The following is a 26,808-nucleotide window of genomic DNA, read 5'->3' on the forward strand; positions in this document are numbered from 1 at the left end:
CTTAACGATTTTGAAGTCGTGTAACTTCTTAACGCTTCGAGAACTGGAACGAACGACGCGCTTTGCGCTTACCGTATTTCTTACGTTCCACAACACGGCTGTCGCGTGTCAGGAAGCCAGCGGCTTTCAATGCGCCACGCAGCGAGGGTTCATAAAGCTGCAGAGCTTTGGAAATGCCGTGCTTAACCGCACCAGCCTGACCAGTCAGACCGCCACCCTTGACGGTGGCATAAACGTCGAATTCACCTTCAACGCCTGCAACCTGCATCGGCTGACGCAGGATCAGCTGCAGAACGGGGCGTGCAAAATACACGTCCTGGTCTTTGCCATTCACGATGACCTTACCGGAACCCGGCTTGATCCAAACGCGGGCAACAGCGTCTTTACGTTTACCGGTCGCATAGGAGCGGCCCAGTTCGTCACGTACCGGCTCACGAGGAGCGGCAACTTCTACAACAGCTTCAACACCAGCAACGGCGTTCAGCTCTTCAAGCGAGTTGATTTGATCAGCCATTGATTAGCTCCGGGTGTTTTTGCTGTTCATGGACTTAACGTCCAGGACTTCAGGCGCTTGCGCTTCGTGCGGGTGCTCGGCACCAGCATAAACGCGCAGGTTTGTCATGATCTGACGCGACAGACGGTTGCCAGGCAGCATGCGCTGAACGGCTTTGGTCACCACACGTTCTGGGTACTTGCCTTCCAGAATTTGCTCGGCGGTACGGGACTTGATGCCACCCGGGTGACCGGTGTGCCAGTAATAAGTCTTGTCCGTGCGCTTTTTGCCGGTCAACTGGATTTTGTCCGCATTGATCACGATGACGTTGTCACCAGTGTCCATGTGGGGTGTAAAGGTGGCCTTGTGCTTGCCGCGCAGGCGCATGGCGACAATCGAAGCGAGACGGCCCAGCACCACGCCTTCGGCGTCGATGATGATCCATTTCTTCTCGATGTCTGCCGGAGTAGCAGAGAAGGTTTTCATGTCAGGTCTTCCATGATTGGTTGACAGACGCGCCAAATTTGGACGCGTCAGAATGTGATGGGCGGTTTATAAAGCAGCCGCGCGTCGCGTCAAGCGCACAAAGCGCGAAATAAATTAGCAAAAACAACAGCTTGCAAATTAGGTATCATTTTACCCCACGTGCATTGACCCTATTTTCATTCCGGCACGCAGATTTCACCGCGCACTGCCGCCAAAAGCGTTCTGGCAATAAGACCAATCATTGTCACACTCAAAACAACCAGCACGCCATAGCCTATGTACGTATGCACATCGCTGTCCGTGAGTCCTCCGAACCGGAACGACGCAATCGCCAAGGCCGCAACCGGAAAACTCAGCGCCCACCATGAAAGCGCAAAGGGCAGATGTCTGAACTTCGGAGCTTGCACCAAAACCAACGCTGCAAAGATATAGGCCGCATTCAGGAAAATCCGCGCCACACCATCCACTTGTCCAGTCAGGGACACATAAGCCGAAAACGCCACCGCTGGCGGTGCAATAAGAATAACCAGAGTCGGCAGCAGCTTGCCGGGGATCGGGTCGTGAAAAATCAACCGGTTGAACACCAGCGTCAACAACACCACCCAGAAAATCACACCTGCCGAGAAGAACAACCAGCTCAGCTCGACAAACCCCATTTGCGCGCCTGCAATCGGCGCAACCACATTGCCAACCGCCGGAATGAACCACGCAGGCGTCAATTGCCCAACCTCGAAACTACGGTGTGAAATCCAACCCGAGACCACCGCCAGTGTTAACACCACTTGCCCCGTCGCCCCTGTCAGCCACAAACCTTTGGCCAAATCCGGAAAGTGCGCCCACATCGCGGTGCTCAACAGCAGCAACGAAATCGAAATGGCAGGAAAAAACGCGAGCCGCACCGGATGGTTCCACTCTGAGCGCACCGCCTCTGGAAACCGCACCAGTTTCACAAGATACAGCGTCGCCAAACCCGCAAAAACCGCGGTCCCGATCCACATCACACCCGATGATAGCCTGCCCGCCAACGGCATTCCGTCCGGCACTGCATGAAACGCTAGCGCCCATCCCATCAGCCCCATAATCGTGGCAAAGATTGGCACTGGAAAATGTTGAAGTTTGGAAGTTTGCGCGCTGGCTTCGGTCATGAGGCGATCCATATTCTATTCATTTCAGCCTTCACATAACGTTTTCGGAATGTAAAGCGACCGGCTCACAAACCACGGCTGACATGCCCTACCAATACCTACGTTTCAAATCCCAGACCAAGCCCAAACTGGCCACCGACGGTCCTGGCGCAGAGGCCAGTCCACCGGCCCGCAACGCCTGTGACACCCAGCTGTTGCAGGTCTGAAACAGATGATATTTGCCCTGCCCCTCGTAGAACGCGCTGATCCCGTAAAGGCCCGGCCCAAGCGGCACGCTGGATTGCGCGCCACGTTCGACAAAACCCAGGATGTCCCGAAGCGCCATGTCGGTAACCGGAATTTCAACGCCTTCGGAATGCGAAAACACATCCCATGGTGATCCGGCACCCGTTGCAACATGGACAACGCTGTCACTTGGCAGAAAAAGCGCCTTGGCTGCGATCTTGGCCGTCACATCCTCAAACGTCGGCACTTCGAAATAGAATCCGGCATCTCCCCATCCGAATTCAAACCAATCCGCATCCGGAAACTGCAAAAGCCAAGATTGCGATTTGTCGCCGCCGAATTTCGACAGCGATTCTCGGCTCAAGGTCAGGCCCGCATGATACCCGTGATCAAACACCCAAATCGGCGAGCCCGCATCGCGGTCATAGGCCCCGCCCCGATCAATCGCGACAAACCGGCTTGCCAGAAATATAAAGACCACAAGCGCGATCCAGCGCTTGCGCGTCATGTTCTTGGCGGAATGGCATAGGTCATATTGGCCCGCGCCACCGGCGCGTCATTGCCTTCAGAGTAAAGCAATATACTGGTGACAGACAACGTACGTCCAAGCTTCAACAAGGTTGCATGTGCGATCAGATCCTTGCCTGCCTCAGGTTTGCGCATGAAATCCAGCGAACAACCCGTCGTGACCGTCAACGCTTCTTTGCCAATCCGCGCCATCGTCGCCACATAGGCCGACACATCCGCCAGCGCGAACATGCTTGGCCCTGACACCGTACCGCCCGGGCGCAAATGCCGCTCAGCCACCTTCATCCGCATCACGGTGTTCACCCCGTCGATGCTCTCCACCACAAAATCACTTTTGACCTGCGGAAAGACACTTTCCAGCCAATCAGTCATTTCTTCTGCGCTCATCACGGCTTGCATGCTTTTCCTCTCCTCGTCCCACCGCTAAGCTCACCCCAAAGGCTCAGGAGGGCAAGATGGGAATTCTGGAACGTCGCGACGAAAATGCCGTCGCCTACCTCACTATGAACGCGCCCGATCGGCTGAATGCGCTGTCAGACGAAATGCTGGCGGCGCTGCAATACGCGTTTGATACGCTTGAAACGGACACCAGCGTCCGCGCAATTGTGCTGTCCGGCACCGGCAAAGCGTTCTGCGCAGGCCACGACCTGAAGCAAATGACCCTGGGCCGCCAATCCGAGGACGGCGGCAAGGCCTATTTCAAAGACCTCTTCACCCGTTGCGCCACGATGATGCAAACCATCCAACGCCTGCCTCAACCTGTCATTGCACAAGTTCACGGCATTGCCACAGCCGCCGGATGCCAGCTGGTCGCCACATGTGACATGGCTGTCGCCGCCAAAGGCACACGCTTTGGTGTGAACGGCGTCAATATTGGCCTCTTTTGCTCGACTCCCATGGTTGCTTTGTCGCGCAACATCCCACGCAAGCGGGCTTTTGAGATGCTGTCGACCGGCGCCTTTGTGGATGCGGCCGAAGCGCAAGCGATTGGCCTAATCAACCGCGTTGTGCCCGCCGACTCGCTCGACGCGGCCTCCGCCGAACTCGCCAACACCGTCGCCTCTAAACTTGGTGCGGCCGTGAAAATCGGCAAACAGGCGTTTTATGAGCAACTGCAAAAACCGCTGGACGAGGCGTACGACTACACGGGCGACGTGATGGTGCAGAACATGCTGTGGCGTGACACCGAAGAAGGCATCGCGGCCTTTCTCGAAAAACGGCCGCCGGATTGGCAGGATCAATAATATTTTTCTTTCTGCCTGTTTTTGTGAGAAAAAATTCAGATCGTTCAGTGTGCGTTAATAAACACCCTGCAATAGTCTTCTTGCGATCTCGGCAGTGCGATATGTCGAAAATAGGGGTCGTCGCGCAGTCCAGTGTTCCTCCTGATGTCATTCTCTCTCTGACTTCGTTTTTTGGACGCCGTCGACCCCACTTCCTCTTCCCCCTTTCAAATCGTGGCTCTGTCACCTATGTCCGCCTGCATGACACAGACATTGCATATCGTTGGCGGCGGCATGGCCGGATCCGAGGCCGCTTGGCAGGCCGCACACATGGGCGTTAACGTGGTTATCCACGAAATGCGCCCCGACGTGGAAACCTTCGCCCACCGCACCGGCAACCTTGGCGAGATGGTCTGTTCCAATTCCTTCCGCTCTGATGACGACGAACAGAATGCCGTCGGCTTGCTGCATTGGGAAATGCGCGCGGCCAATGGCTTGATTATGGCAACGGCCGACAAACACCGCTTGCCCGCTGGTGGGGCTCTGGCTGTGGATCGCGATCCTTTCGCCGAATCTGTGACACAAGCTTTGTTGGATCACCCAAACATTACCGTCGAGTATGGCGAAATCTCCGAGCTGCCCTTTGAAGGCCACTGGATTTTTGCCACCGGCCCGCTGACCTCTACATCGCTCGGCGCGGCCATTCAGGCCGAAACCGGCGCCGAACGGCTCGCATTTTTTGATGCCATCGCACCAATTGTTTATGCCGAAAGCATCGACATGGACGTGGCATGGCTGCAATCACGCTATGACAAGGGCGAAACCGAAGAAGAACAGAAAGCTTATCTCAACTGCCCGATGACCAAAGACCAATACGAAGCCTTCATCGACGCGCTTCTGGCAGCTGACAAAGCGGAATTCAAAGACGGCGAAACCGCCGGCTATTTTGACGGATGTTTGCCAATTGAAGTCATGGCGGAGCGCGGCCGCGAAACCTTGCGTTTTGGGCCGATGAAGCCTGTCGGTCTGACAAACGCGCATAAACCCGATGATAAACCTTACGCAGTTGTGCAATTGCGGCGGGATAACGCATTGGGAACGCTCCTGAACATCGTCGGTTTCCAGACCAAGATGAAATACGGCGCCCAGACCGAAGTCTTCAAAATGATCCCGGGTTTGCAAGACGCCAGTTTTGCCCGCCTTGGCGGCATCCACCGCAACACATTTATCAACTCGCCCACGCTTCTGGACGATCAGATGCGCCTCAAATCACGCCCCAACATCCGGTTTGCCGGTCAGGTGACAGGCGTCGAAGGCTATGTCGAAAGCGCCGCAATGGGGCTGCTCGCTGGCCGCTTGGCCGCTGCCGAAATCCTTGGCAAGCCGCTCGATACCGCGCCGCCAAACACAGCCATGGGCGCGTTGGTGCACCACATCACAGGCGGTGCCGAGGCCAAGACCTTTCAACCGATGAACGTCAACTTCGGCCTGTTTCAACCAGTCGAAGGCCTCAAAGGTGGTCGTCGCGGCCGCAAAGACCGCTACAAAGCCTACACCGACCGCGCCAAGGTGGACTGGCAAGCCTGGCTTGCGGCGCAAAGCTGACTGGACGCCGCGCGGGACATGCGCTTAAATTGATGCCATGACCCGCAAATTCCTCGACAACGTCTACGACCACATCGGCAAGGGCATCGAGACCTTTTACGACGACTGGGCTGACACATATGAGGCTGAGGTCGGCGAAAACGGCTATGTCACCCCTGCCCGCTGCGCTCGCGCTTTAGCCGCGCACTTGGCTGACAAAGCCGCACCCGTGTTGGATTTTGGCTGCGGCACTGGTCTCTCCGGCAAGGCGCTTCGTGCGAATGGCCTCACGACGCTGGACGGAATGGACCTGTCCAAAGAAATGCTGGCCAAGGCCCGTGCCAAAAACTTGTACCGCTCTCTTCATCAGATCGCAGCCGACACACCCTTGCCGTTTGAAACAGGAACCTACTCCGCAATTGCGGCCATCGGTGTCATCGGCCCGGGTGCTGCACCGCTGGATCTTTTTGACACGTTGCTTGCCAAACTGGCGCCCAGTGGCCTCTTTGTTCTCTCGTTCAACGATCACGCGTTAGAGGACCCTGCCTACGCAGCCAAAGTCACGGCCTGTGCCGAAGCCGGTAGCATGCGTGTATTAGAGCAGGAACACGGGCCACACCTTCCGGCGCGCAACATAAACTCCACCGCCTACCTGCTTGAAAAACTGTGACTTTCACCACGCGCTTCGCCCCATCCCCAACCGGTCCACTTCATTTGGGTCATGCCTATTCAGCGCTACTGGCGCATGACACCGCGCGCGCCAAAGGTGGCCGTTTCCTGTTGCGGATCGACGATCTCGACCAATCCCGCGCCCGCCCGCACTGGGAACTGCAAATCTATGACGACCTGACGTGGTTGGGCATTACGTGGGATGGTGCCGTTCGTCGGCAATCTGACCATTTCCCTGACTATGCCCGAACACTCGAAACCTTGCGCGACGCGGGCCTGACGTTTGACTGCAATTGCACCCGCCGCGACATCGACAGCGCGGCCTCCGCTCCGCAAGAAGGCGTGCCGGAATTTGGCCCTGACGGACGCATCTATCCCGGCACCTGCCGCGCACGCGACCTCTCACCCGACGAGGCCACCTGCACCCGCCTCAACATGGTCAAAGCCGCTCAATCTGTTTCTGCAACCTTCATAGAAACCGGCGACGCCTTCGCTGGCACCCACAAACTTACAAGGAACGATCTGCAAACAACCATCGGAGACGTGGTACTTGCTCGCCGCAACATGGCCGCCTCTTATCATCTCTCGGTGGTGCTGGACGATGTTGCGACCGCTGTCACCCATGTGATCCGTGGCGAAGACCTGTTTGAGGCAACCCGCATCCACGTTTTGTTGCAAAACCTGTTGGACTTGCCAACACCTGCCTACCACCATCACGCACTGATCCGGGACGACGCCGGCAAACGCCTCGCCAAACGCGACGACGCGCGCGCCATAGCCAAATACCGCGCTGACGGTGCAACGCCCGCAGACATTCGCGCCATGGTCGGCCTGTAAGGCCAGGACACGTCTCTTTATTCCGGAATTACCTTCGCCGAAGGCTCAATCCTGCATCGGTTGCATCAACTCGACAGTTTCACCCTCGCGCACCGCCGTGTAAAAACACGTGCGCCGGTTGGTGTGACAGGCTGCACCCGTCTGATTTACCAGCACCAGTATACAGTCCTGATCACAGTCATACCGGAAATCCACGAGCTCCTGTACGTGGCCCGAACTTTCGCCCTTGATCCAAAACGCCTGCCGCGACCGGCTCCAATAGGTCACCTTGCGAGTTTGCAAGGTCTTTGCCACCGCTTCGGCATTCATCCACGCCATCATCAGAACTTCGCCTGACGTGTCATCTTGCGCAATTGCCGGAATCAAACCGGCGTCGTTGTATTTCAAAAGACCTGTGTCAAATTCCATACCAACGTCCCTCTTTGCATCTGCACTTTCGACCTCTATCTAGGAATCACGCAACGAAGGAAACCGCGATGTCCGGCGAAAACGACCTGATCAAGCTCTACTCTGGCCAGATCCTCAATTTGGCGGCTGCGATCCCGCACACCGAGCGGTTGGTCGATCCAGATGCCACCGTCAAAAAACGCGCGCCGCTCTGTGGCTCCACTGTGACTGTGGACCTCAAAATTGAGGACGGCCGCATCGCCGCTTTTGCCCAAGACGTCAAAGCCTGCGCCTTGGGTCAGGCCTCTGCCTCCGTGGTGGGCTCCGGCGTGATTGGTCGCACCCGCGCTGAAATCGAAACCGCCCGCGCAGCGCTCAAGGCGATGCTCAAAGATGACGGCCCTACGCCGCCTGCGCCTTTTGACGGTCTCGAAGTGCTGCGGCCTGCGCGTGACTACAAGAACCGTCACGCGTCGATCCTTTTGGCTTTTGACGCAACCGCCGAGGCGTTTGAACAGGCCGACCAAGCCAACTGCGCTTAACCCCGACACTGCCGCCCACAAAAAAACCGCCGCACTTTCAAAAGAAAGGCGGCGGCAGTGAGGTGCGTCTTCACGTGGGACCCAATTCGTCAATGAAGGGCGATCAGGCAGAAAACCCTTCGGGACTTAGAACAGGCAGAACAAGTCGAAATGCATCAAGATGGGGACAGGATGCGGGGACGAACCAGCGCGAAAATCGCAGGCAGTAAACTGTATTCCTCAAAAAACCTCAAACAAAGCCAGGCACATGCAGCGCCACAACCATCAAAGCAACGAGAACCACACCACCAAGAGCGTCTTGCACCAAAGTGTCGCCTGAATTGCGAACCACCGATTTAATTTGCTGCATCATTGGGGCCTCCTTCCCGTTTTGATCTTTGTTGCCTCTTTGTTCTCACATACAGAACATCAAGTAAAGAACTTTATGAGAACATTTGAGAACATTTCGCGAAAAGAAGGGTTAACCGACTGAAATCAAACGGATCGCTTGGTCTTGTTCCATCAGCCACAAAAGAACACGCGCCGCCTGCCCGCGCTCGCTTTTCAGCTCGGGATCGTCATGCAGCAGTTTGCGGGCGTCTGACTGCGCTACGGCCATTAAACTGGCCTGCGCTTCCAAGTCGGCAATTCTGAATCTCGGCAGGCCCGATTGCGCGGTTCCAATCAAATCACCCGCGCCACGCATTTCCAAATCGGTCTCGGCAATCACAAACCCGTCTTCGCTTTCACGCAAGACCGTCAGCCGTTTTTGCCCGCTTTCGCTCAGAGGCGACTGATACATCAACAAACACGTCGACGCCTGCGACCCACGCCCGACGCGCCCGCGCAACTGGTGCAGCTGCGCCAGACCAAAGACCTCAGCCCGTTCAATCACCATAATTGTCGCGTTGGGCACATCCACGCCCACCTCAATAACAGTGGTCGCCACCAGAACCTGCGTCTCACCCTTTTGAAACGCCGCCATGCCCGCGTCTTTTTCGGCTGGCGGCATCTGCCCGTGCACCATGCCAACAACGCCTTCACCAAGGGCTGCGCGCAGCAGCTTGAACCGGTCTTCGGCTGCGGTGTAATCAACGTTCTCGCTTTCTTCTACCAAGGGACAAACCCAATAGGCTTGCTTGCCTTCGGCGACGGCTTTGCGCAGATGGTCAACCACCTCGTCTATGCGCCCCGTGCTCACCAACGCTGTGGTGATCGGTTGCCGTCCGGGCGGTTTTTCATCCAGCACCGACACGTCCATATCGCCATATTGCGCCAACGCCAGCGACCGTGGGATCGGCGTCGCCGTCATAACCAGAACATCCGCCCCCGCGCCTTTCTTGCCCAGTTCCAACCTCTGGCGAACGCCAAAACGGTGCTGCTCGTCAACGATGGCCAACCGCAGATCGGCAAACGCCACATCCTGTTGAAACACCGCATGCGTGCCGACCAGCACGTGAATGTCACCCCGCGCCAAAGCTTCCAGCTTGGCCCGCCGTTCCGCCCCTTTGTCGCGCCCGGTAAGGATCTCCAATACAACGCCCGCACTTTCGGCCAACGGCCGCAACCCCTGCATATGCTGGCGTGCCAAAATCTCGGTGGGCGCCATCATAACGCCCTGCCCGCCTGCCTCAACCGCCACCAACAGCGCCATAAACGCCACCAGCGTTTTGCCCGCGCCCACGTCTCCCTGCAGCAAACGGTTCATGCGCATCGGCAGCGCCATATCGCGCGCAATCGCCTCAACGGCCCGCTCCTGCGCCCCCGTTGGCGCAAATGGCAACGCGGCCCGCACCTTGGCCTGCAACGCGCCTGTTTGTTCGGAAATCACACCTTTGGCACGCTGTAACTGCTCGCGCGCCAACGCCAATGTCAGCTGATGCGCAAGAAATTCGTCATATGCCAGTCTCTCTCGCGCTGGATGCGTCGGCGACACTTCGGCCAAGGACGTGGGCAAATGCACCTGCTCCATGGCTTCGCGCCAATGCGGCCACTTGGCCTTGTCCTTTTGGGACGGGTCAATCCACTCTGCCAACTCCGGCGTCCGCTCCAACGCCGATCGCACCCCTTTGACCATAGTCTTTTGCGTCACCCCATGTGTCAGCGGATAAACCGGCTCAAACGCGGGGATATCTTCGGCCTCGTTGGGCGCGACAATGTATTCGGGATGCACCATCTGCGCGACGCCATCAAACAGCTCTACCTTGCCGCTCACCACGCGGCGTTCGCCCTCTGGCAACACTTTCTTGAGGTAATCGCCACGGGCATGGAAAAACACCAGCTGAAACGAGGTCAACGCGTCTTGCACTGTGATCCGGTACGCCCCGCCACGGTTGCGCGCAGGCACATGTGCACCGACCAACACCTGAACCGTCACCGTATCCGGCAAATTCGCTTCGTTGACTGATATCTTGAGCGCTCGATCAATGCCTGAATACGGCAGCAGAAACAGCAAATCACGTGGCTTTTGCACGTGAATCTGCTCCAGATGCTGCGCCGTCTTTGGCCCGACACCATCCAGCTTTGTCAGATCCGCAAACAACGGAAACAGAATTTCCGGCCGTCCGCTCATAATCCTTCAATCAACTCCAGCCAGCCGTCTTCGTCGATGGTGGTCACTCCAAGATCCGCCGCTTTCTTGGCCTTTGACCCGGCACCGGGTCCAGCCACCAGAATGTCGGTCTTACTGCTCACAGATCCCGACACTTTTGCACCCAACGCTTCGGCCCGCACTTTGGCCTCATCTCGCGTCATCTTCTCCAGCTTGCCTGTGAACACCACGGTTTTGCCCGCAACCGGGCTTTCTGTTAGCATCGCCTCCGGCGCTTCAATCCTCAACATGCCAACAAGCCGGTCAATCTCGGCTCGCTCGTTTTCATTGGCAAACGCATCCGTTAACGACAACGCCACCGAGGCACCGATGCCGTCTATGCCGGTCAAGTCGTCCCAGGCTGCTTTGGCAACCACCGATACATTGCACGCGGCCTCCGCGGCATCCCGAACCTCTTTGATCCGCCCACGTCTCCCGCCCTTCGCGGCAGCAATCCGTTCAGCGTCTTCCGCCAAATCCGCAGCCCGCCACGCCAAGGCAGCCGGACGCGCCGTTTCTGCCGCCCGCTCAAGTTTGGACCACTCGCCAAAATGCTGCGCCAAATCCTTGGCGCCGGTTTCCCCAATATGGCGAATGCCAAGCCCAAACAGCAGCCGAGCAAAGCCGATGTCGCGCTTGGCCTCAATCGCGGCAAACAGATTGGCAACGCTTTTGTCTTTCCATCCCTTGCGGTTCTTCAAGCTGGTTAGATTCGCCGCATCCCGGTTCGCCAAAGTGAAAATATCCGCGGGGGTTTTGATCGACAAATCCGGATCGTCAAAGAACATCTCGATCTGTTTTGCGCCCAACCCTTCGATATCCAACGCTTTTCGGGCCACAAAATGTCGCAACTTTTCAATCGCTTGCGAGGGGCAAATCAACCCACCTGTACAATAGCGAACCGCGTCGCCCTCTTCTCGAACCGCAGGGCTGTCACACTCAGGGCACCGCTCGGGCAACACATAGCGCTCCGCCCCTTCAGCTCGCTTGCTCAGGTCCACATCCGCCACTTTGGGGATCACATCGCCAGCGCGATACACCTGCACCCAATCGCCCACACGAATGTCCTTACCGTCGCGAATATCCGCGCCTTTACTGTCACGACCGGCGATGTAATCCTCGTTGTGCAGCGTGGCATTGGACACCACCACACCACCCACGGTCACAGGTTGCAACCGCGCCACAGGGCTCAGTGCACCGGTGCGACCAACCTGAATGTCGATACCTTCCAACCGCGTCCATGCCAATTCTGCAGGGAATTTGTGTGCCACCGCCCAGCGTGGCGTGGTGGATCGAAACCCCAACCGCGCCTGCAATCCAAGGTCGTCCACCTTGTAGACCACGCCATCAATGTCATAGCCGAGCGACACCCGTTGCGTCTCGATGTCGCGATAATGCGCAATCAACGCCTCTGGTCCGTCGCACAATTTGGTCAGATCGTTGGTCACAAACCCCAATGCTGCCAACCGCTCAATCGCGCCCATTTGCGTCTTTGCCAAAGGTGCGGACAGATCCCCCCAAGCGTACGCAAAGAACCTCAACGGCCGCTCGCGGGTCACAGTTGGATCCAACTGCCGCAAACTTCCGGCAGCCGCATTGCGCGGATTGGCAAAAACTGTCAGCGGCTTTTTCCCGTCCGCTTCCAGTTTCGCATTCTTTTCGCGAATGCGCGTGTTCAAAGCCTCAAAATCCGCGTGGCTCATATAAACTTCGCCACGCACTTCGATCACATCCGGCGCTGCCTCGAGCACACGTGGAATGTCGGCAATTGTCTTGGCGTTCTCGGTGACGTTTTCGCCAGTCTCGCCGTCACCCCGCGTGGCGGCATACACCAGATGCCCGCCCTCATACCGCAACGACAGGCTTAGCCCGTCAATCTTTGGCTCTGCAATAAACTGCAATTCACGTCGCGCGCCCAGATTAAGGTATTTGCGAATCCGGTCGTCAAAATCGGTGACGTCGTCATCTTCAAACGCATTGCCGAGGCTCAGCATCGGCACCACGTGGCTGATTTTGCCAAAGCCCTCGCCGGGCGCGGCACCAACCACTTCGCTCGGGCTGTCATCCCGTTTCAATTCGGGGAAATGCATCTCGATTTCGGCATTGCGACGCTTTGCAGCATCATATTCCGCGTCCGAAATTTCCGGAGCGTCCTCACGATGGTACGCCGTGTTCGCCCGCCCCAGCAACGCAGCAAGGCGCGCCAGTTCAAGGCGCGCCTGCTCTTTCGTCAAATCACTAACTGTCTGCGCGTCGGTCACCGGCTTCTCCCTATCCACCCTCCCAAGTGATAGGGCCGCCGCAATCGGACGACAAGACCGCTTTAAGCGCGCAGTGCGACGTCCTCATCGGAAACCACAGGTTCCGGATCGCGCAGCACATAGCCGCGGCCCCAAACGGTCTCGATGTAGTTTTCGCCGCCAGTGGCTTCGCTCAGCTTTTTACGCAGCTTACAGATGAAAACGTCGATAATCTTCAGCTCAGGTTCATCCATGCCGCCATAGAGGTGGTTCAAGAACATCTCTTTGGTCAGTGTTGTGCCTTTGCGCAAGCTAAGCAGTTCGAGCATCTGGTACTCTTTGCCGGTCAAGTGCACAGGCTTGCCTTCGACCTCAACGGTTTTCGCATCCAGATTTACCGCCGCGAGTCCGGTGCGGATCACCGATTGGGAATGGCCTTTGGACCGACGAATAATCGCATGAATACGCGCCACCAGCTCTTCGCGGTGGAACGGTTTGGTCAGATAATCATCCGCGCCATACCCAAACCCCTTAAGTTTGCTCTCGGTGTCATCGGCACCGGACAGGATCAGGATTGGAGTATCGATGCGCGACGTGCGCAATTGGCGCAACACTTCGTGGCCCGTCATATCTGGCAGACCAAGGTCAAGCAGGATCAAGTCGTAGTCATAGAGCTTCGCAAGGTCGATACCTTCTTCGCCAAGATCTGTAGCATATACGTTCAAGTTTGCGTGCGTCAGCATCATCTCGATGCTTTTTGAGGTGTTAGGATCGTCTTCGACCAGCAGTACTCTCATTTAATATTTCCTTACGTCAGGAGGGTTGCCCGTTAACCATGGCCAAAAAAGGTTAACTCACGGTTACTAGAATGGATCGTTAACGAAGATTACCTACAACTGCACGTACACAGTTGCACGTCTGACGGGAATTCACAAAGTTTTGGCGTAAAAATGCCGGTTAATTTGGGCAGATGCCATGAATGAGTGCATCCGCGTGGACCTACAGCGTGTTTGGCCGGTCTTCATCTTCCGATTTTTGCCGATATTTCTGCACTGCGGTCGCCTTCAACGCGTCGAAACCGTGCTTTGACACGGCTTTGACCCACTGCTCGAACTCCTCTTCACTAAGTCCGTAAACTTCCAGCGCTTCTTTTTGATTGATAAGCCCGTAGACAACACCCTTAACAACCGCAGCTTTGCGGGACGCGACCCAGCGTCGCGTCTCAGGTGGGGGCAAATCCGCACGTGACATGACCGAACCGTCGGGCAAAGACACGCATCGTGGCCCTTCTACTTTCTTTAAAAACATCACTGTATCCTCTCAACTGGCGCCAGAGTGCCCCAACAGGCTTAATGAGGAATGAAACCACCCCTTGAGAGTAGTTAGGATTTTCCTATATTCTCGACGACTTCTGATCGGAGAGACTCACCATGGCGCTTGACAGCGAATCAAAGCTGAATTCCCTAGGCTTTGCCAAACCCCCGTCCGAGACCCGTGTGGTCGTTGCCATGTCTGGTGGCGTCGACAGTTCGGTTGTGGCCGCCAAGCTGGCGGACGAAGGCTACGACGTGGTCGGCGTTACCCTGCAGCTATATGACCACGGTGCGGCGCTGGCCAAAAAAGGCGCCTGCTGCGCGGGCATCGACATTCACGACGCCCGACGGGTCGCCGAGGAAAAGGGGTTTCCGCACTACGTCCTTGATTATGAAAACATTTTTCAGGACGCAGTGATCGACGAGTTTGCCGACAGCTATCTCGCTGGCGCCACCCCTGTACCCTGCATTCGCTGCAACGAACGGGTGAAATTCAAAGACCTCCTGGAAACCGCCAAGGACCTGGACGCCGACTGCATGGCCACAGGCCACTACATTCAGCGCAAAATGGGCGCGGACGGCGCCGAGTTGCACACCGCGACAGACGCCAACCGGGACCAGAGTTACTTTCTGTTTTCCACCACACCTGACCAGCTCGATTACCTGCGATTCCCTTTGGGCCACCTGCCCAACAAAGACGCCACACGCGCTTTGGCCTCGGAATATGGGCTTTCAGTTGCCGATAAACCGGACAGTCAGGACATTTGTTTTGTGCCAAATGGCGATTACGCAAGTGTGATCGAAAAGCTGCGCCCGGGCGCAGCCGAGCCCGGAGACATCGTCGATCACGAAGGAAACGTCCGCGGCAAACACAATGGCGTGCTGCATTACACCATCGGCCAGCGTCGCGGCTTGGGCATCGGTGGTCTATCTGAACCGCTCTATGTGGTGAAACTCGATGTGGACGCGAAACAGGTTATCGTTGGCCCCAAAGAGATGCTCTCGACCCGCACAATTCCGGTGCGCGAGATCAACTGGTTGGGCGATGAACCATTTAACAGCCGCGCCGAATGGCATGTGATGGTCAAGGTGCGCTCCACCCGCCCCCCACGTGACGCAATCATTCGCCCCACCGGCCCTGATACCGCAGAGGTTGAATTGCTAACCCCCGAAGAAGGTGTCTCACCGGGACAGGCTTGCGTGTTTTACGACACCAACAGCAGTCGCATCTTTGGCGGCGGCTGGATCTGGCGCGGGCATTAACCCGCGTCAGCTGACGTCGGTGCCTGTGTTGAGCAACACATAAAACCCGACAACAATCATTACATACGGCGTCAGGCGCTCCAGCTTCACAAGCCGGCTCATGAAGCCACGGGTCACATGTTCCAAAATGGCCGCCCCCGCCGCGAGGCCAACGGCCGACACCGCAGCACCGATTGCCGCCGCGATACGAAACTCAGCGGTGGAATCAGCAAACAGCGGCGCAAACACTGCAAACGTGTCCAACGACACGCTCAAAAACAGTGCCACAATCGCAACGCTGCCGATCTGTACCGCTGCTGCCTCCTCCTCGACGCCGCGCAGTTTGATCCGGCGGCGCAATTCCAGAATGCCAATCACCACAGGAACAAAGCCCAAATAGCCGGTAATATTTGGCATCTGCGCGACCAAGCCATCCGCCAATCGCAACGCCACCCCAAGAACAATCAGCTGTGCAACCAGATAACAGCTCACGACGCGCCATTTGCCGGATGTCAAAATCAAGCCAGACATGATTGCCAGATTGTCGATGTTGGTCAGCACATGCGCAAAAAATGCGGACAGACCAAATCCCAGGGTGTCCACGCTTTATCCCAACCCGTCCAAAACCGCCTGCGCCGCGCGCAGCCCCGGCGCCTGCGCCCCTTTGCCCAGACGCGCCATCGTCAGCGCCATGACCTCAGCCTGTTGATCAGGCGCAGCCAGCACCTCGGTGAGCGCCTGCGCGATTGGCCCTGTTTGAAACTGTGGCCCCAAAAACTCGGGCACCAGCCGCGTGTCCGTCACAAGATTGACCAACGTCACCGTGTCGATCAACGCCATTCGGCTCATGACCTGCCAGCTTAGCCAACTCATGTCATAGGCAATCACCATCGGCGTCGCGCTCGCCGCCAGTTCCAACGACACAGTCCCCGAGGCTGCAAGCGCCACATCCGCCGACGCAAAAGCCGCGCGTTTTTCGGCCAGCGCTTCGGCTTGCGATTGGCCACGCGGGTCCAACACGATGGGTTTCATGGGCCAGTCGCCTGTGATTTCGATCACCATGTCTGCCACCGACGCCGCGGCTGGCACCACCACTTGCAAGTCTGGCACAGCTTGCTTCACAAGCGCGGCCACGTCGCCAAAACTCTGCCCAAGTCGGTCAACTTCAGACCGTCGCGATCCGGGCAAAGCCAGCAGAACCGGCGCCACACCGATCCCGTGTCTTGTGCGAAAATCTCTGCATTCATCTGGCGTGGCAACTGGCTCATTCACGACGGGATGCCCGACAAAATCACAGCGCACACCAGCCTGCTCCATATAGGGCGGCTCAAAGGGCAACAGCGCCAACACCTGATCAATCACTTTGGCCATCTTCACCGCGCGTTTGGGCCGCCAAGCCCAGACCGAGGGCGCCACATAATGCACCGTGCGAAGGTTGCTGACCTTTTTGATCTCTTTCGCCACCCGCAAACAAAAATCGGGGCTGTCGATGGTGATCACCACATCCGGCTTCATCGCCAACGCGGCTTGCGCGGTTTGATGCATGCGCCTTAGCAGATGTCGGTATTTGGGCAGCACCTCGGCGATGCCCATCACGCTCAGCTCATCCATCGGAAACAGGCTCTCGAGCCCCTGTTCCTGCATCAAAGCCCCGCCAACTCCGGCAAACGTCACCTCTGGTAGTAACTCTTGCAGACCTTCCATCAGCGCCGCGCCGAGCCGGTCGCCCGACATCTCGCCCGCGACCAGAAACACCTTCATCACACCACTTGCCCCACAAGGAACAATCCACTGTCTTCCAGTGCCTGCCGGGTTGCCTCGCGATCAATCATCAACACTTTGTGCGCCGCGACCACCAAACCGGCCACCCCGGCCTTGGCGGCTGAATGAACCGTGTCCGGCCCAATCGCAGGCATATCCATACGCAGGTCCTGATCCGCTTTTGGCATCTTTACAAACACGCCTTTGCCCCGCCGCAGGTGCGCAGGCGTCTCGGCCACAAATCGCAATAAAGCATCCGAGCCTTGCAACGTCTCGATACCCAGACACAGGCCTGCGGCCACAACCGCGCCCTGCCCCACATCCAGTGGCGACAAGGCCAGCAATATGTCCTGTGCTTTCTTGGCGTCTTCCATCAAAGCGGCATCGGGTTCCGGGCCAAAAAACAGCCCCTCCTGCATGCAGATCTCCGGTAGCACCTCATGAGCGCCGATGACCTCAAACCCCTGCTCTTCAAAAACCGCCACAATCAGGCGCAACAACGCATCGTCACCCTGCTGCATCGCCGCCATCAGGCGCGGCGCGATCGACATCATTCCGGCGTCCATGTCGGCGGGATTTAACGCAGGCCGCCCCAATCCACCGGCAAAAACCACGCGGGTGACCCCCGCGTCTTTCAGCGCCTGCCAGATACCACCCATCTTTGCGATACTGTGCAACTGCACAGGCTCAGGCATTTCATGGGCCACGCCCTCAAACACCACGCGCACTGCGTCCGGCTCGGCCTGCGCCAACATCACTGGCAGCGCACCTCCACCACTCAAAATGGCCAAATCGCTCATTGTTTACCTCGGAGTCAGGAAAGACCGGTCCGTGTCACCCATTACAAAGGCCACAATTTCCTGCACATAATCGCTGTCACTTTCGTCGCCCAAACGGCGCGCGCGTTCCTGAAAGGCACCTTCACCCTGCGCCAGCATCTGAAACGCAGCCCTTAACGCGGTGATATCCGCCCGCGCCACGCCCCGTCGTTTCAGCCCCACAAGATTGAGACCGTCCAATTCGCCGCGCGGCCCTTGCACAAGCCCGTATGGGATGACGTCGTTGGTGACCATGGTCACAGCACCAATGATGGCGCCTTTGCCGATGCGCACCCATTGATGGATGCCGCACAAACCGCCGATGATCACATCATCCTCGATGACACAATGTCCTGCCACCGCGGCCGAGTTCACCACAATCACCCGATCGCCAATCTGCGCGTCATGCGCAATGTGGCAGCCCGCCATGAACAGACCATCGTCACCAACACGCGTGACCCCGCCACCACCTTCGGTGCCGGAGTTCATCGTCACGTGTTCGCGGATGCGGTTGCGCGCGCCAATCACCAACCGGCTATGTTCGCCGCCAAACTTAAGGTCCTGCGGGATTTCACCAATCACCGAAAAGGAAAACACCACCGTTTCAGGCCCGATTTCCGTCTGGCCCGTCACCACCACGTGGCTCTTAAGCTCCACGCCGGCCTGCAAAACAACGCTGGACCCCACAACGCAGAATGGGCCGATTACACAGCCCTCCGCAATCACTGCCCCGTCTTCAATGACGGCGCTCGCATGTATCTGCGCACTCGCGGCAATCGCCATTAGGCTCACTCCTTGGGAAGATCCATCATCGCGGTAAATTCAACTTCACAGGCAACGTCACCGTCAACGGTTGCAGTTCCGGAAAATTTCCAGACTTTGCCGCCGGGTTTGCCGCGAAGGGTTGTGAGTTGCATCTCGAGCACATCGCCCGGAACAACCATGCGACGGAACTTACACTTGTCGATGCCCATGAAATAAACCAGCAGGTTCTTGTCCGCCATGTCCAGCGCAACACCCACCATGACCGCCGATGTCTGGGCCATCGCCTCGACGATAGTCACACCTGGCATAATCGGCTGGCTTGGAAAATGTCCCTGAAAATGCGGCTCATTCATGGTGACATTCTTGATGCCACGCGCGCTCTGATACCCATTGATGTCGACAACTTTATCCACCAGCAAAAACGGATACCGGTGGGGAATGATCCGTTGGATCAGGCCAATATCGGCGCTCTTAAGATCGTCAGCCATGATCAGCTCCTGCAAATCTTTGATGTTATAAGCTTCCTAGCAACCCAGACCATGCGGGGCAACCGCACCAACTGTTTTCCGCGTCGGCAAGGTCGCGCGCTGGCCTGCATCTCCAAGCGTTAACCTAGGGCTTAGACACCGCTTGACCATCCCCAAGTGACGCGTTCAACCGCACAATCGCTTCCTGAGTGATGTCGACCCGATCGCTTGATACAAGCACGGTCCGGCGCTCCAAAATCAGCGCGGCACCCGTCTCGCGCATCAACTCTGACAGGATAGGACGCGCCGCTTGCACAAACACACCGCGTTCGCGTTCGTTCAACTCATTCAGCTCGCGGAACTTGGCATCCTGCTCTGCCCGAATGCCACGCACTTTGACGTCAAACGCCTTAGCTAGAACGCTAAATTCTGCCGCGGACATGGTTTTGCGTTTTTCGGTAAGCTCTTGCTCTTCTTCCGTCAGCGCGTCTTCCATCTGCGCATTGCGCACGATCAAATCCGCTCGCAACTGCGCTAGATCTGCTGCAACACGTTGCCCAAACAGCGACTCGGTGAACATTCTGTCACTCTCAATCACCAGGATTGAGGCCCCCGCCAGCGGTTGTTCCTGCGCATTGATGATGCTGGCGTGTATTGCCAGCATCATCAGCAGAAACGTTTTCGCAAACGTGGTCTGCATCACAACTTAGAACGTCGCGCTGATCGTAAAGTTGAAGTTCTGCTCACGGTCAAATTCCTCTTTCTTCAGCGCCTTGGTGAAATTGAACCGGAGTGGTCCAAGTGGCGTGTCCCAGAAAATCGAGAAGCCGATCACGTGGCGCAAAGAGAATTCGTCATACAAAACGGGATCGCCATTCGCGCTGGTTGTCTGATCCAAGCCCCACAGTGATCCAACATCGTAAAACAGGCCGCCAGTGATCCCGATCTCTTCCGGAATGCCCAGCGGGAATTCAGCTTCAAACCGAGCCACGGCATAAAAGTTGCCGCCCAGACCATCGTCGTAACTGCCGCCTGCGTCGCGCTGCCTCGGTCCAATACCATATGGATCAAACCCGCGCATGACGCTTGAGTTCAGTTGAAAGCGGTCATAAGAACGGCTGTTGGAGTCAGGCGAGAAAAGCACCCCGCCTTCTAAAACCGCTCTAAGCGTCACTTCTTCATACCAAACTTTGGTTTCAGCCATCGCCGTGCCGGTTGTTTTGACATAAGTATAGTCTCCGCCCACACCACCAAAATCCTGAGCAAACTCAAGCAAAACGCCTTTGTTGATGTCCAACCCTTTTCGTCGCGTGTCGTAAATATAGGTATACCCGACAGAGCTATCCCAGTTTTTACCGCGCGCGGCTTCTTCGTCGATTATTGAGCCCGGACTCTCATCATCGGTCTCGATTTCCATCTCCACGTTTCTCAAAGAGTACCGAAACTGCATCCGGCCAAATTCACTTACCGGGAAGAAAAACGACGGCTTAATCTCGCCCACAGTGTTAGTATAGCGTGTTTCGCTGCTATCAGTTTCCACATACGACAGGTTAATGCCCGCCGACAAATCACGGCCCAAAAACGCCGGTTCGCGGAACGACAAGCCGTAGTCTTTCAAATCAGACGATGTCGAGAACGAAAAGCCGAACTGTTGTCCACGGCCTAAGAAGTTTTTCTCATTGAAACGCACCACAAGGCCAAAGCCATCGTTGGTCGAATAAGTACCACCAAATGACAACGATCCGGTCGGCTGCTCCACCACGTCCACGTCGACAATCACCTGATCCGGTGCGGTGCCCTCACGCGCGTTTACATCCACGCCGGCGAAGAAACCCAATGCCCGAATACGTTCGGCGCTTTCTCGAATTTCGCGCGGGTTAAAGGCGTCGCCCTCTACAATGCGGAACTGCTGACGGATCACCCGATCCAGCGTCGTTGTGTTGCCTTCCACGTCGATGCGTTCAACAAATATCCGCGGGCCTTTGACCAAGGCGAATTCCACATCAAGCGCCAGGTCACGGTCGTTGCGTACAATACGCGGATCAATGCGCAAAAAGTCATGACCCTCACGCAAGGCCAGCCGCTCAAGGCGCGCAATGGTGTTTTCCACCAACACCGGCGAATACGTTACACCGGGCTTCAACCGCAGCGCATCGATATAAGGCTGCGCATCAACCCCATCAAACTCGCTGACAACTGAGACCTCTCCAAAGGTGAACTGTTGCCCTTCTTCCACATTGAACGTCAGGAAATAGCTGTCGCGTTCGCGCGACAATTCCGCATTAACCCCAGTGACGCGGAAATCCACATACCCACGGGACAGGTAGAAATCACGCAACACTTGTTTGTCAAATTCAATGCGGTCCACCACCAGTGTGTCCGTCCGAAAGAACGCACGCAGCAGACCGGCTTGTTTCGTCTGCAAAACCTGGCGTAAACGGCGATCTTTGAATTGCTGGTTGCCGACGAATCCAAGACGCTCGATCTCAGTGACGCCACCTTCAAAGATTTCAAAAACCAGATCGGCGCGGTTGTCGCTGCGACGGATGACGCGTGGCTCGACACGGGCGGCCAAGCGACCGCTCTCCGAATAGGCCTGCGTGATATTTGCCGCATCACGCTCAGCGACAGTTGGGTTGAGAACTCGACGAGGCTGAGACTCAATCAATGCTTCCAACGCATCGTCTTTCAGCCGGGCGTTGCCCTCAAAACTGATGCGGTTGATTGTCGGGTACTCCGAGACCTTGATAACCAACGTGCCGCCACTTGGCACCATCTCTACGGTTTCGAACAGACCGCTCGCCAAAACCCGCTGATAGGCCGCGTTCAACTGACCTGCGGTCAGGGACTGGCCCTTCTCGATTCCCGCATAGGTGATGATCGCCGTAGATTCGATCCGCTGATTGCCTTCCACCTTAATGGTGCTGAAAGCGAAATTCTGCGCTGAAGCAATCGTCGGCAGAACGATCAACAACGCTGAAATCAATAGAAAAATACCGATGGCAATCTGTCTAAACTGCCCACTTACACTGCCCTTGGCGATTGCCAAAGCCCGAGTTTGTTTGGTCATTCCCAAACCCCTCCAGAACATCCCTCTTGGAATGTGACTAACGGGTCTGAATGCGGTTGTCAAAACAGCAAACAGCGCAAACAGTTACGTTGCGCTGCCAAGAGTTATCCACAGGAGTTGGTGGCGACTTGAATTCCGGCCACAGGATTTAGTGCCTTAAGCGACAAACCCCAAAATAGCCGAGCCGGACAGGCCGGTCTTAGAATGGGCCGAACGCCATCCCAATGGTATAGCCCAATGACAGGCCGGCCAAAATAGCCGCGGGAAACAGAAGGCGTTCCCAATTGACGTCGATTAGCAAACCAAGCGCGCGGTATCCGTCTTCGATTGTGTGCATCTTACCATTCCGTACTTTCGTCCGGAACAAATCTATCGAGGGAATTGGGCGAAATTAGGGCGCACCGGCTTAATTGGCCCTTACCGACACAAGAACAGATCGTTGAGCAGGCCAAACATCATCAACCCCAACACAATCATCAATCCTGCTTGCATCAACACATTCAACCAGCTGTCGCTTGGTGGCTTACCCGTCACCGCTTCATAGGCATAAAACACCAAATGTCCGCCATCCAACATCGGGATCGGGAACAAATTGAGCATACCAATCGCCGTAGAAATCACAGCCACAAGCCAGAAAAACTCTGCAAAACCGCGTGAGGCCATTTCCCCTGCAGTTTCGGCAATGCCGACGGGACCGGACAAGTTGCAAGAACTGATCGCACCCGTCAGCATGTGATACAGACCGCTCACCGACCCCGACGCCACGCGCCACGTCTGCTCGACTCCGATTTTCAGCGCCTGACCTCCGCCGACCCACTCGGTTGCATCAATCTCAAAAGCCAGCCCGCCGGTCACGCCAATCCGCCAATACGTTTTGAACCCACCCTCTGCCTGCGGCTCGTCCGATCGCTTCGGTGTCAGGTCGAACTGCATTGCCTCGCCATTGCGGATGACGTCTATCGCAAGGGTCTGGCCCTCGCTACTTTCAACGGCCTCTCGCAGCTGTTTGAATGCGGCCACTGGCGCGCCACCCACACTGGTGATCACGTCTCCCACCTGAAGCCCCGCCGCTTTTGCCGCAGAACGCGGCACAATCGTGTGCACAACAGGCGTATTAAAATAGGGGCCCGTCACTTCGATGATCTCTCCGCCGCGCTCCACTTCGTAGATCAGCGGATCGGCGATCTCCATGTTCTCCCAGAACTCGGCAAAGTTCTCGCCTTCCGAGGCGAGCGGCACCGGTACGCCATTCACCGACAACACCTGATCACCCTCAGCCAGCGTATAAGCCTTGTGTGGCATCTCAAACAGCTTGCCGATTATCAACTTGTCGCCGGACTGCCCGCTGATCGCAATCACAGCCGCAAACATGAAGATCGACAGAATAAAGTTGAACACAGGTCCCGCCGCCACAGTGGCCGAGCGCGCCCACAACGGTGCGCCATGCATCGTGGCCCGCAATTCCTCGCCGCTCAGCCCGTCCATTGCCTCGACGTCTTTACCGCTGGCGGCATTGGCGTCGCCTTTGAATTTCACATAGCCGCCCAGAGGAATCGCCGCGATTTGCCACTGCATGCCGCGCTTATCGACGCGCGACCACAACACTTTGCCAAACCCAAGAGAGAACACATCCGCGCCAATCCCGCTCCAACGGCCGACGATGTAGTGACCGTATTCATGGATCGCGACAACAATCGATAACGTCACAATAAAAGCCAGAAAATCGACAGCCCCGCCGCCAAAGCCGGAGATAAGTGCGGAAAGATCCAAAGCGTGTCCTACCTGTTTTGTTCTTTTATGACCTCAAGGGCCGTCTTGCGTGCCAGATGGTCGGTTTCAGTCACCGTATCAAGGGTCATTTCGGCATTCTTAAGGCATTGTGATCCAGAAAGGCGTTCCAGCACCTCTTCCACCACTTCGGCCATTTGCAAAAATCCGATCCGATGATCGATAAATCCGTCCAACGCCACCTCTTTGGCCGCGTTAAACACAGCACCCGCGTGCCCGCCCATCGCCAGCACCTCATGCGCAAGCCTGAGCGCCGGATAGCGGTGCAGATCGGGATCGCGAAAATGCAGCGCGCCAATTTTGGCCAGATCCAGCCGCGCCACCGGCAACTTACGCCGCTCGGGATAGTGCAGCGCATAGCCAATCGCGTGGCGCATATCAGGCGGCCCCACATGCGCCATCAGCGCACCGTCGTTGAAGCCAACCAGCGCATGCACCAGTGATTCAGGATGCACCAGAACTTCGATCATCTCATGGCTACATTTGAAAAACTCTTTGGTCTCAATGACTTCCAGCGCCTTATTGAACATCGACGCGCTGTCAATTGTGATGCGCTGACCCATGTTCCAATTGGGATGGCTGCTCGCTTGTTCGGGCGTGGCCTTGGCCATATCCTCCAACGCCCAATCGCGAAAGGCGCCGCCGCTGGCGGTGATGATGATGCGCTCCACCGCGCTCATGTCCTCGCCGACCAGCCCCTGAAATACCGCCGAATGCTCGCTGTCCACAGGTAGGATTTGCCCATCCGATGTCGCGGCGGTGTCCATAATCAGCGCGCCTGCAGTCACAAGCGATTCCTTGTTCGCCAGTGCCAGCGTCGCGCCCTGTTCCAGCGCCACCAATCCCGGGCGGAGCCCCGCCGCACCCACAATGGCGCTCATCACCCAATCCGCAGGCCGCGCCGCCGCCTCGGCAATGGCCTCCGCGCCTGCCGCCGCCTCGACGTCAGTTCCCGCAAGTGCTGCGCGCAGTTCATCCAGCCGCGCCTCATCAGCTGTCACAGCCACGTCGGCCCGCAACCGCCGCGCATCCTCGGCCAACTGAGTAATGTTTTGCCCACCGGTCAAGGCCACAACATCATACGCGTCAGGGTCGCGGCCAATCAGATCGATGGTGTTTTGCCCGATCGATCCGGTGGCCCCAAAAATGGATACTCTTCTCATAGCGCTGGCAATCCCAACACGGCTCCCAGCAACAGCACAAACAAAGCCGCCGCCATCATCGCGTCAAACCGGTCCAGCAAGCCGCCGTGCCCGGGTATCAGATTGGAACTGTCTTTGATCCCGGCTCGGCGCTTGATGGCGCTTTCAGCCACATCTCCCAATTGGGAGGCAAAGCTCGTTAAAACGCTCAACACAACCAAAGGCCACCCGCCAAAAGCCAAGCCCACAAAGCCCGCCGCGATCCATCCTGCCGTTGTGCCCGACCAGGTTTTTTTCGGGCTCACTTTGGGCCAGAACTTTGGCCCACCCAAAAGGCGCCCCGCAAAATAGCCGGCCACATCTGCGGCCATCACCACTGTCACAAGCCACACCACCCAATAAATACCACGTAGATCACGCAGCACTTCCAGGCCAAAGCACGCCAACATCAGCAAAGCTGCATAAGACACGTAAATAAAACGATCTTTCTGGATTTGACTTCCGCCAGCAAGGGCAACAGCCAACAAGGCAGGCACCTTAACTTCCCCGGGCAGATACGGCGCAGCCATCAATGCCGCCGCCGCCAATGCACCAACCGGCACCGCCACTTTCGGGCCACCCCCCATGAGCCGAGTCAGTTCCCACATCATGCCGCCGCCAATCACCGCGACCAGCAGATGGAACCAAATACCGCCGAGCCAGATCGCGCCAGCGCCAATCACAAGCAACACCGCCGCAGACATCACGCGTGCCCGCAAGTCGCTCCACTTATCGGCGTTCAAACTCACGCAGATACCGCGCCAAAACGCCGCTCGCGGGACGAATAAGCCCCCACCAGTTCGCCAAACTCCTCTTTTGAGAAATCCGGCCACAGCGTGTCGATAAACTCATATTCCGCATAAGCCGACTGCCAGAGCAAAAAGTTCGAAATCCGAGCTTCGCCGCTTGTCCGCACAACAAGATCCGGATCGGGCAAAACATAAGTGTCGAGGTATTTTGGCAGGGTTTCTTCGCCCACATCCTCGGGCTTGAGGTTGCCCTCCGCCACATCCTGCGCCAACCGACGGGTTGCGCGCGCCACTTCGTCCCGTCCGCCATAGTTTAGCGCGATGGTCAGGTGCACACCGTCGTTGTCCTGCGTCAGCGTCTCCAACTCATCCATCAGATCGCGCAATTTTTTGTCGAGACGCGGTCGATCGCCGATGAACCGCACCCGCACACCTTCCTCCTTGAGCGCCCGTGCCTCCTTGCGGATATAGCGCCGGAACAGGCTCATCAAGCCCGCCACCTCGGACTGCGTTCGCTTCCAATTTTCGGTCGAAAATCCAAATATCGTCAGATACTTAACGCCGAACTCGGGACAGGCCCGCACGATTTCCTTCACCCGCTTCGCGCCCGCATGGTGGCCAAACAAGCGCGGACGACCCCGCGCCTGTGCCCATCGGCCATTGCCGTCCATAATGATGGCCACATGTTTGGGGCCATTCTGCGGTACGCTCACAGTTTTGGACATT

Annotated in this window: 28 protein-coding genes and 1 pseudogene; 6 read left to right on the forward strand and 23 right to left on the reverse strand. The window is 57.0% G+C overall.

The features are described 5' to 3' along the window. Nucleotides 1-28 precede the first annotated feature (28 nt). From rpsI to SHIM_RS04850, 5 genes are all read right to left on the reverse strand, one after another. Nucleotides 29-514, reverse strand: a complete 486-nt coding sequence (gene rpsI, locus SHIM_RS04830; protein ID WP_054001463.1) for a 30S ribosomal protein S9 — start codon at nt 512-514, stop codon at nt 29-31. Between the two features lie 3 nt (nt 515-517). Further along, complete coding sequence (rplM, locus tag SHIM_RS04835) at nt 518-979, reverse strand: 50S ribosomal protein L13 (protein WP_054001464.1); 462 nt, start codon at nt 977-979, stop codon at nt 518-520. A 176-nt stretch (nt 980-1,155) separates the two neighbouring features. Then, nucleotides 1,156-2,124: an SLAC1 anion channel family protein gene (locus SHIM_RS04840; RefSeq protein ID WP_054001985.1), complete on the reverse strand. Its 969-nt coding sequence runs from the start codon at nt 2,122-2,124 to the stop codon at nt 1,156-1,158. Nucleotides 2,125-2,212: 88 nt separating this feature from the next. Next, nucleotides 2,213-2,857, reverse strand: a complete 645-nt coding sequence (locus SHIM_RS04845) for a DUF2459 domain-containing protein (protein ID WP_054001465.1) — start codon at nt 2,855-2,857, stop codon at nt 2,213-2,215. Beyond that, nucleotides 2,854-3,276 (reverse strand): PaaI family thioesterase, encoded by a 423-nt coding sequence (locus SHIM_RS04850; RefSeq protein WP_054001466.1) that lies wholly within the window; start codon nt 3,274-3,276, stop codon nt 2,854-2,856. The genes SHIM_RS04845 and SHIM_RS04850 overlap by 4 nt, the downstream gene beginning before the upstream one ends. Before the next feature lie 47 nt (nt 3,277-3,323). Between SHIM_RS04850 and SHIM_RS04855 the strand changes: the two are divergent. From SHIM_RS04855 to gluQRS, 4 genes and pseudogenes are all read left to right on the forward strand, one after another. Continuing rightward, nucleotides 3,324-4,121 (forward strand): annotated as a pseudogene (locus tag SHIM_RS04855) (enoyl-CoA hydratase); the annotation flags it as partial. Nucleotides 4,122-4,340: 219 nt separating this feature from the next. After that, nucleotides 4,341-5,705 (forward strand): methylenetetrahydrofolate--tRNA-(uracil(54)-C(5))-methyltransferase (FADH(2)-oxidizing) TrmFO, encoded by a 1,365-nt coding sequence (gene trmFO / locus SHIM_RS04860; protein ID WP_342585508.1) that lies wholly within the window; start codon nt 4,341-4,343, stop codon nt 5,703-5,705. A 37-nt stretch (nt 5,706-5,742) separates the two neighbouring features. Continuing rightward, nucleotides 5,743-6,354 (forward strand): class I SAM-dependent DNA methyltransferase, encoded by a 612-nt coding sequence (locus SHIM_RS04865; RefSeq protein ID WP_054001468.1) that lies wholly within the window; start codon nt 5,743-5,745, stop codon nt 6,352-6,354. Beyond that, nucleotides 6,351-7,190, forward strand: a complete 840-nt coding sequence (gluQRS, locus tag SHIM_RS04870) for a tRNA glutamyl-Q(34) synthetase GluQRS (protein ID WP_054001469.1) — start codon at nt 6,351-6,353, stop codon at nt 7,188-7,190. Before SHIM_RS04865 ends, gluQRS begins: the two co-directional genes overlap by 4 nt. A 45-nt stretch (nt 7,191-7,235) precedes the next feature. Here gluQRS and hisI read toward each other — a convergent pair whose 3' ends face one another. Further along, a complete protein-coding gene (hisI, locus tag SHIM_RS04875) occupies nt 7,236-7,598 on the reverse strand; it encodes a phosphoribosyl-AMP cyclohydrolase (protein WP_054001470.1) in 363 nt (120 codons plus the stop codon). 68 nt (nt 7,599-7,666) lie between these two features. Here hisI and SHIM_RS04880 point away from each other — a divergent pair, with 68 nt between their 5' ends. Next, nucleotides 7,667-8,119, forward strand: coding sequence for an iron-sulfur cluster assembly scaffold protein (locus SHIM_RS04880; RefSeq protein ID WP_054001471.1), 453 nt, complete (start codon nt 7,667-7,669; stop codon nt 8,117-8,119). 229 nt (nt 8,120-8,348) lie between these two features. Here SHIM_RS04880 and SHIM_RS20620 read toward each other — a convergent pair whose 3' ends face one another. The 5 genes from SHIM_RS20620 to sciP all read right to left on the reverse strand — a co-directional run bounded on the left by SHIM_RS20620 (nt 8,349) and on the right by sciP (nt 14,236). Beyond that, complete coding sequence (locus tag SHIM_RS20620) at nt 8,349-8,471, reverse strand: hypothetical protein (RefSeq protein WP_275043948.1); 123 nt, start codon at nt 8,469-8,471, stop codon at nt 8,349-8,351. A 108-nt stretch (nt 8,472-8,579) separates the two neighbouring features. After that, the gene (recG, locus tag SHIM_RS04885) at nt 8,580-10,670 is read right to left on the reverse strand and encodes an ATP-dependent DNA helicase RecG (protein WP_054001472.1); all 2,091 of its coding nucleotides are present in this window, start codon (nt 10,668-10,670) and stop codon (nt 8,580-8,582) included. Beyond that, a complete protein-coding gene (gene ligA / locus SHIM_RS04890; RefSeq protein WP_054001473.1) occupies nt 10,667-12,949 on the reverse strand; it encodes an NAD-dependent DNA ligase LigA in 2,283 nt (760 codons plus the stop codon). The genes recG and ligA overlap by 4 nt, the downstream gene beginning before the upstream one ends. Nucleotides 12,950-13,011: 62 nt before the next feature. Next, nucleotides 13,012-13,725 (reverse strand): response regulator transcription factor CtrA, encoded by a 714-nt coding sequence (ctrA, locus tag SHIM_RS04895; protein ID WP_054001474.1) that lies wholly within the window; start codon nt 13,723-13,725, stop codon nt 13,012-13,014. Nucleotides 13,726-13,927: 202 nt separating this feature from the next. Next, nucleotides 13,928-14,236, reverse strand: coding sequence for a CtrA inhibitor SciP (sciP, locus tag SHIM_RS04900; protein WP_054001475.1), 309 nt, complete (start codon nt 14,234-14,236; stop codon nt 13,928-13,930). Between the two features lie 122 nt (nt 14,237-14,358). Here sciP and mnmA point away from each other — a divergent pair, with 122 nt between their 5' ends. After that, entirely contained in the window at nt 14,359-15,504 is a 1,146-nt protein-coding gene (gene mnmA / locus SHIM_RS04905) for a tRNA 2-thiouridine(34) synthase MnmA (RefSeq protein WP_054001476.1), read from the forward strand. A gap of 6 nt (nt 15,505-15,510) precedes the next feature. Here mnmA and SHIM_RS04910 read toward each other — a convergent pair whose 3' ends face one another. From SHIM_RS04910 to SHIM_RS04960, 12 genes are all read right to left on the reverse strand, one after another. Further along, on the reverse strand, nt 15,511-16,086 hold the full coding sequence (locus SHIM_RS04910) for a hypothetical protein (RefSeq protein ID WP_054001477.1): 576 nt from the start codon (nt 16,084-16,086) through the stop codon (nt 15,511-15,513). 3 nt (nt 16,087-16,089) lie between these two features. Then, complete coding sequence (gene lpxB, locus SHIM_RS04915; RefSeq protein WP_054001478.1) at nt 16,090-17,244, reverse strand: lipid-A-disaccharide synthase; 1,155 nt, start codon at nt 17,242-17,244, stop codon at nt 16,090-16,092. Continuing rightward, nucleotides 17,244-18,044: an LpxI family protein gene (locus SHIM_RS04920; RefSeq protein ID WP_054001479.1), complete on the reverse strand. Its 801-nt coding sequence runs from the start codon at nt 18,042-18,044 to the stop codon at nt 17,244-17,246. The genes lpxB and SHIM_RS04920 overlap by 1 nt, the downstream gene beginning before the upstream one ends. A 3-nt stretch (nt 18,045-18,047) precedes the next feature. After that, nucleotides 18,048-18,845, reverse strand: coding sequence for an acyl-ACP--UDP-N-acetylglucosamine O-acyltransferase (gene lpxA / locus SHIM_RS04925; protein WP_054001480.1), 798 nt, complete (start codon nt 18,843-18,845; stop codon nt 18,048-18,050). A gap of 5 nt (nt 18,846-18,850) precedes the next feature. Next, nucleotides 18,851-19,315, reverse strand: a complete 465-nt coding sequence (gene fabZ, locus SHIM_RS04930) for a 3-hydroxyacyl-ACP dehydratase FabZ (RefSeq protein WP_054001481.1) — start codon at nt 19,313-19,315, stop codon at nt 18,851-18,853. Nucleotides 19,316-19,439: 124 nt separating this feature from the next. Next, nucleotides 19,440-19,994 (reverse strand): OmpH family outer membrane protein, encoded by a 555-nt coding sequence (locus tag SHIM_RS04935; protein WP_054001482.1) that lies wholly within the window; start codon nt 19,992-19,994, stop codon nt 19,440-19,442. A gap of 6 nt (nt 19,995-20,000) precedes the next feature. Beyond that, entirely contained in the window at nt 20,001-22,364 is a 2,364-nt protein-coding gene (bamA, locus tag SHIM_RS04940; RefSeq protein ID WP_082358282.1) for an outer membrane protein assembly factor BamA, read from the reverse strand. Nucleotides 22,365-22,563: 199 nt separating this feature from the next. After that, nucleotides 22,564-22,701, reverse strand: a complete 138-nt coding sequence (locus SHIM_RS20330) for a hypothetical protein (RefSeq protein ID WP_193749857.1) — start codon at nt 22,699-22,701, stop codon at nt 22,564-22,566. 80 nt (nt 22,702-22,781) lie between these two features. After that, the gene (rseP, locus tag SHIM_RS04945; RefSeq protein ID WP_054001483.1) at nt 22,782-24,134 is read right to left on the reverse strand and encodes an RIP metalloprotease RseP; all 1,353 of its coding nucleotides are present in this window, start codon (nt 24,132-24,134) and stop codon (nt 22,782-22,784) included. A gap of 8 nt (nt 24,135-24,142) precedes the next feature. After that, the gene (gene dxr / locus SHIM_RS04950) at nt 24,143-25,315 is read right to left on the reverse strand and encodes a 1-deoxy-D-xylulose-5-phosphate reductoisomerase (protein WP_054001484.1); all 1,173 of its coding nucleotides are present in this window, start codon (nt 25,313-25,315) and stop codon (nt 24,143-24,145) included. Continuing rightward, nucleotides 25,312-26,082 (reverse strand): phosphatidate cytidylyltransferase, encoded by a 771-nt coding sequence (locus SHIM_RS04955; RefSeq protein ID WP_241488793.1) that lies wholly within the window; start codon nt 26,080-26,082, stop codon nt 25,312-25,314. Before SHIM_RS04955 ends, dxr begins: the two co-directional genes overlap by 4 nt. Next, nucleotides 26,079-26,807, reverse strand: a complete 729-nt coding sequence (locus tag SHIM_RS04960) for an isoprenyl transferase (protein ID WP_054001485.1) — start codon at nt 26,805-26,807, stop codon at nt 26,079-26,081. The genes SHIM_RS04955 and SHIM_RS04960 overlap by 4 nt, the downstream gene beginning before the upstream one ends. Between the last annotated feature and the right edge of the window lies 1 nt (nt 26,808).

Source organism: Shimia sp. SK013 (genome assembly GCF_001292625.1).
Taxonomy (GTDB): domain Bacteria; phylum Pseudomonadota; class Alphaproteobacteria; order Rhodobacterales; family Rhodobacteraceae; genus Shimia.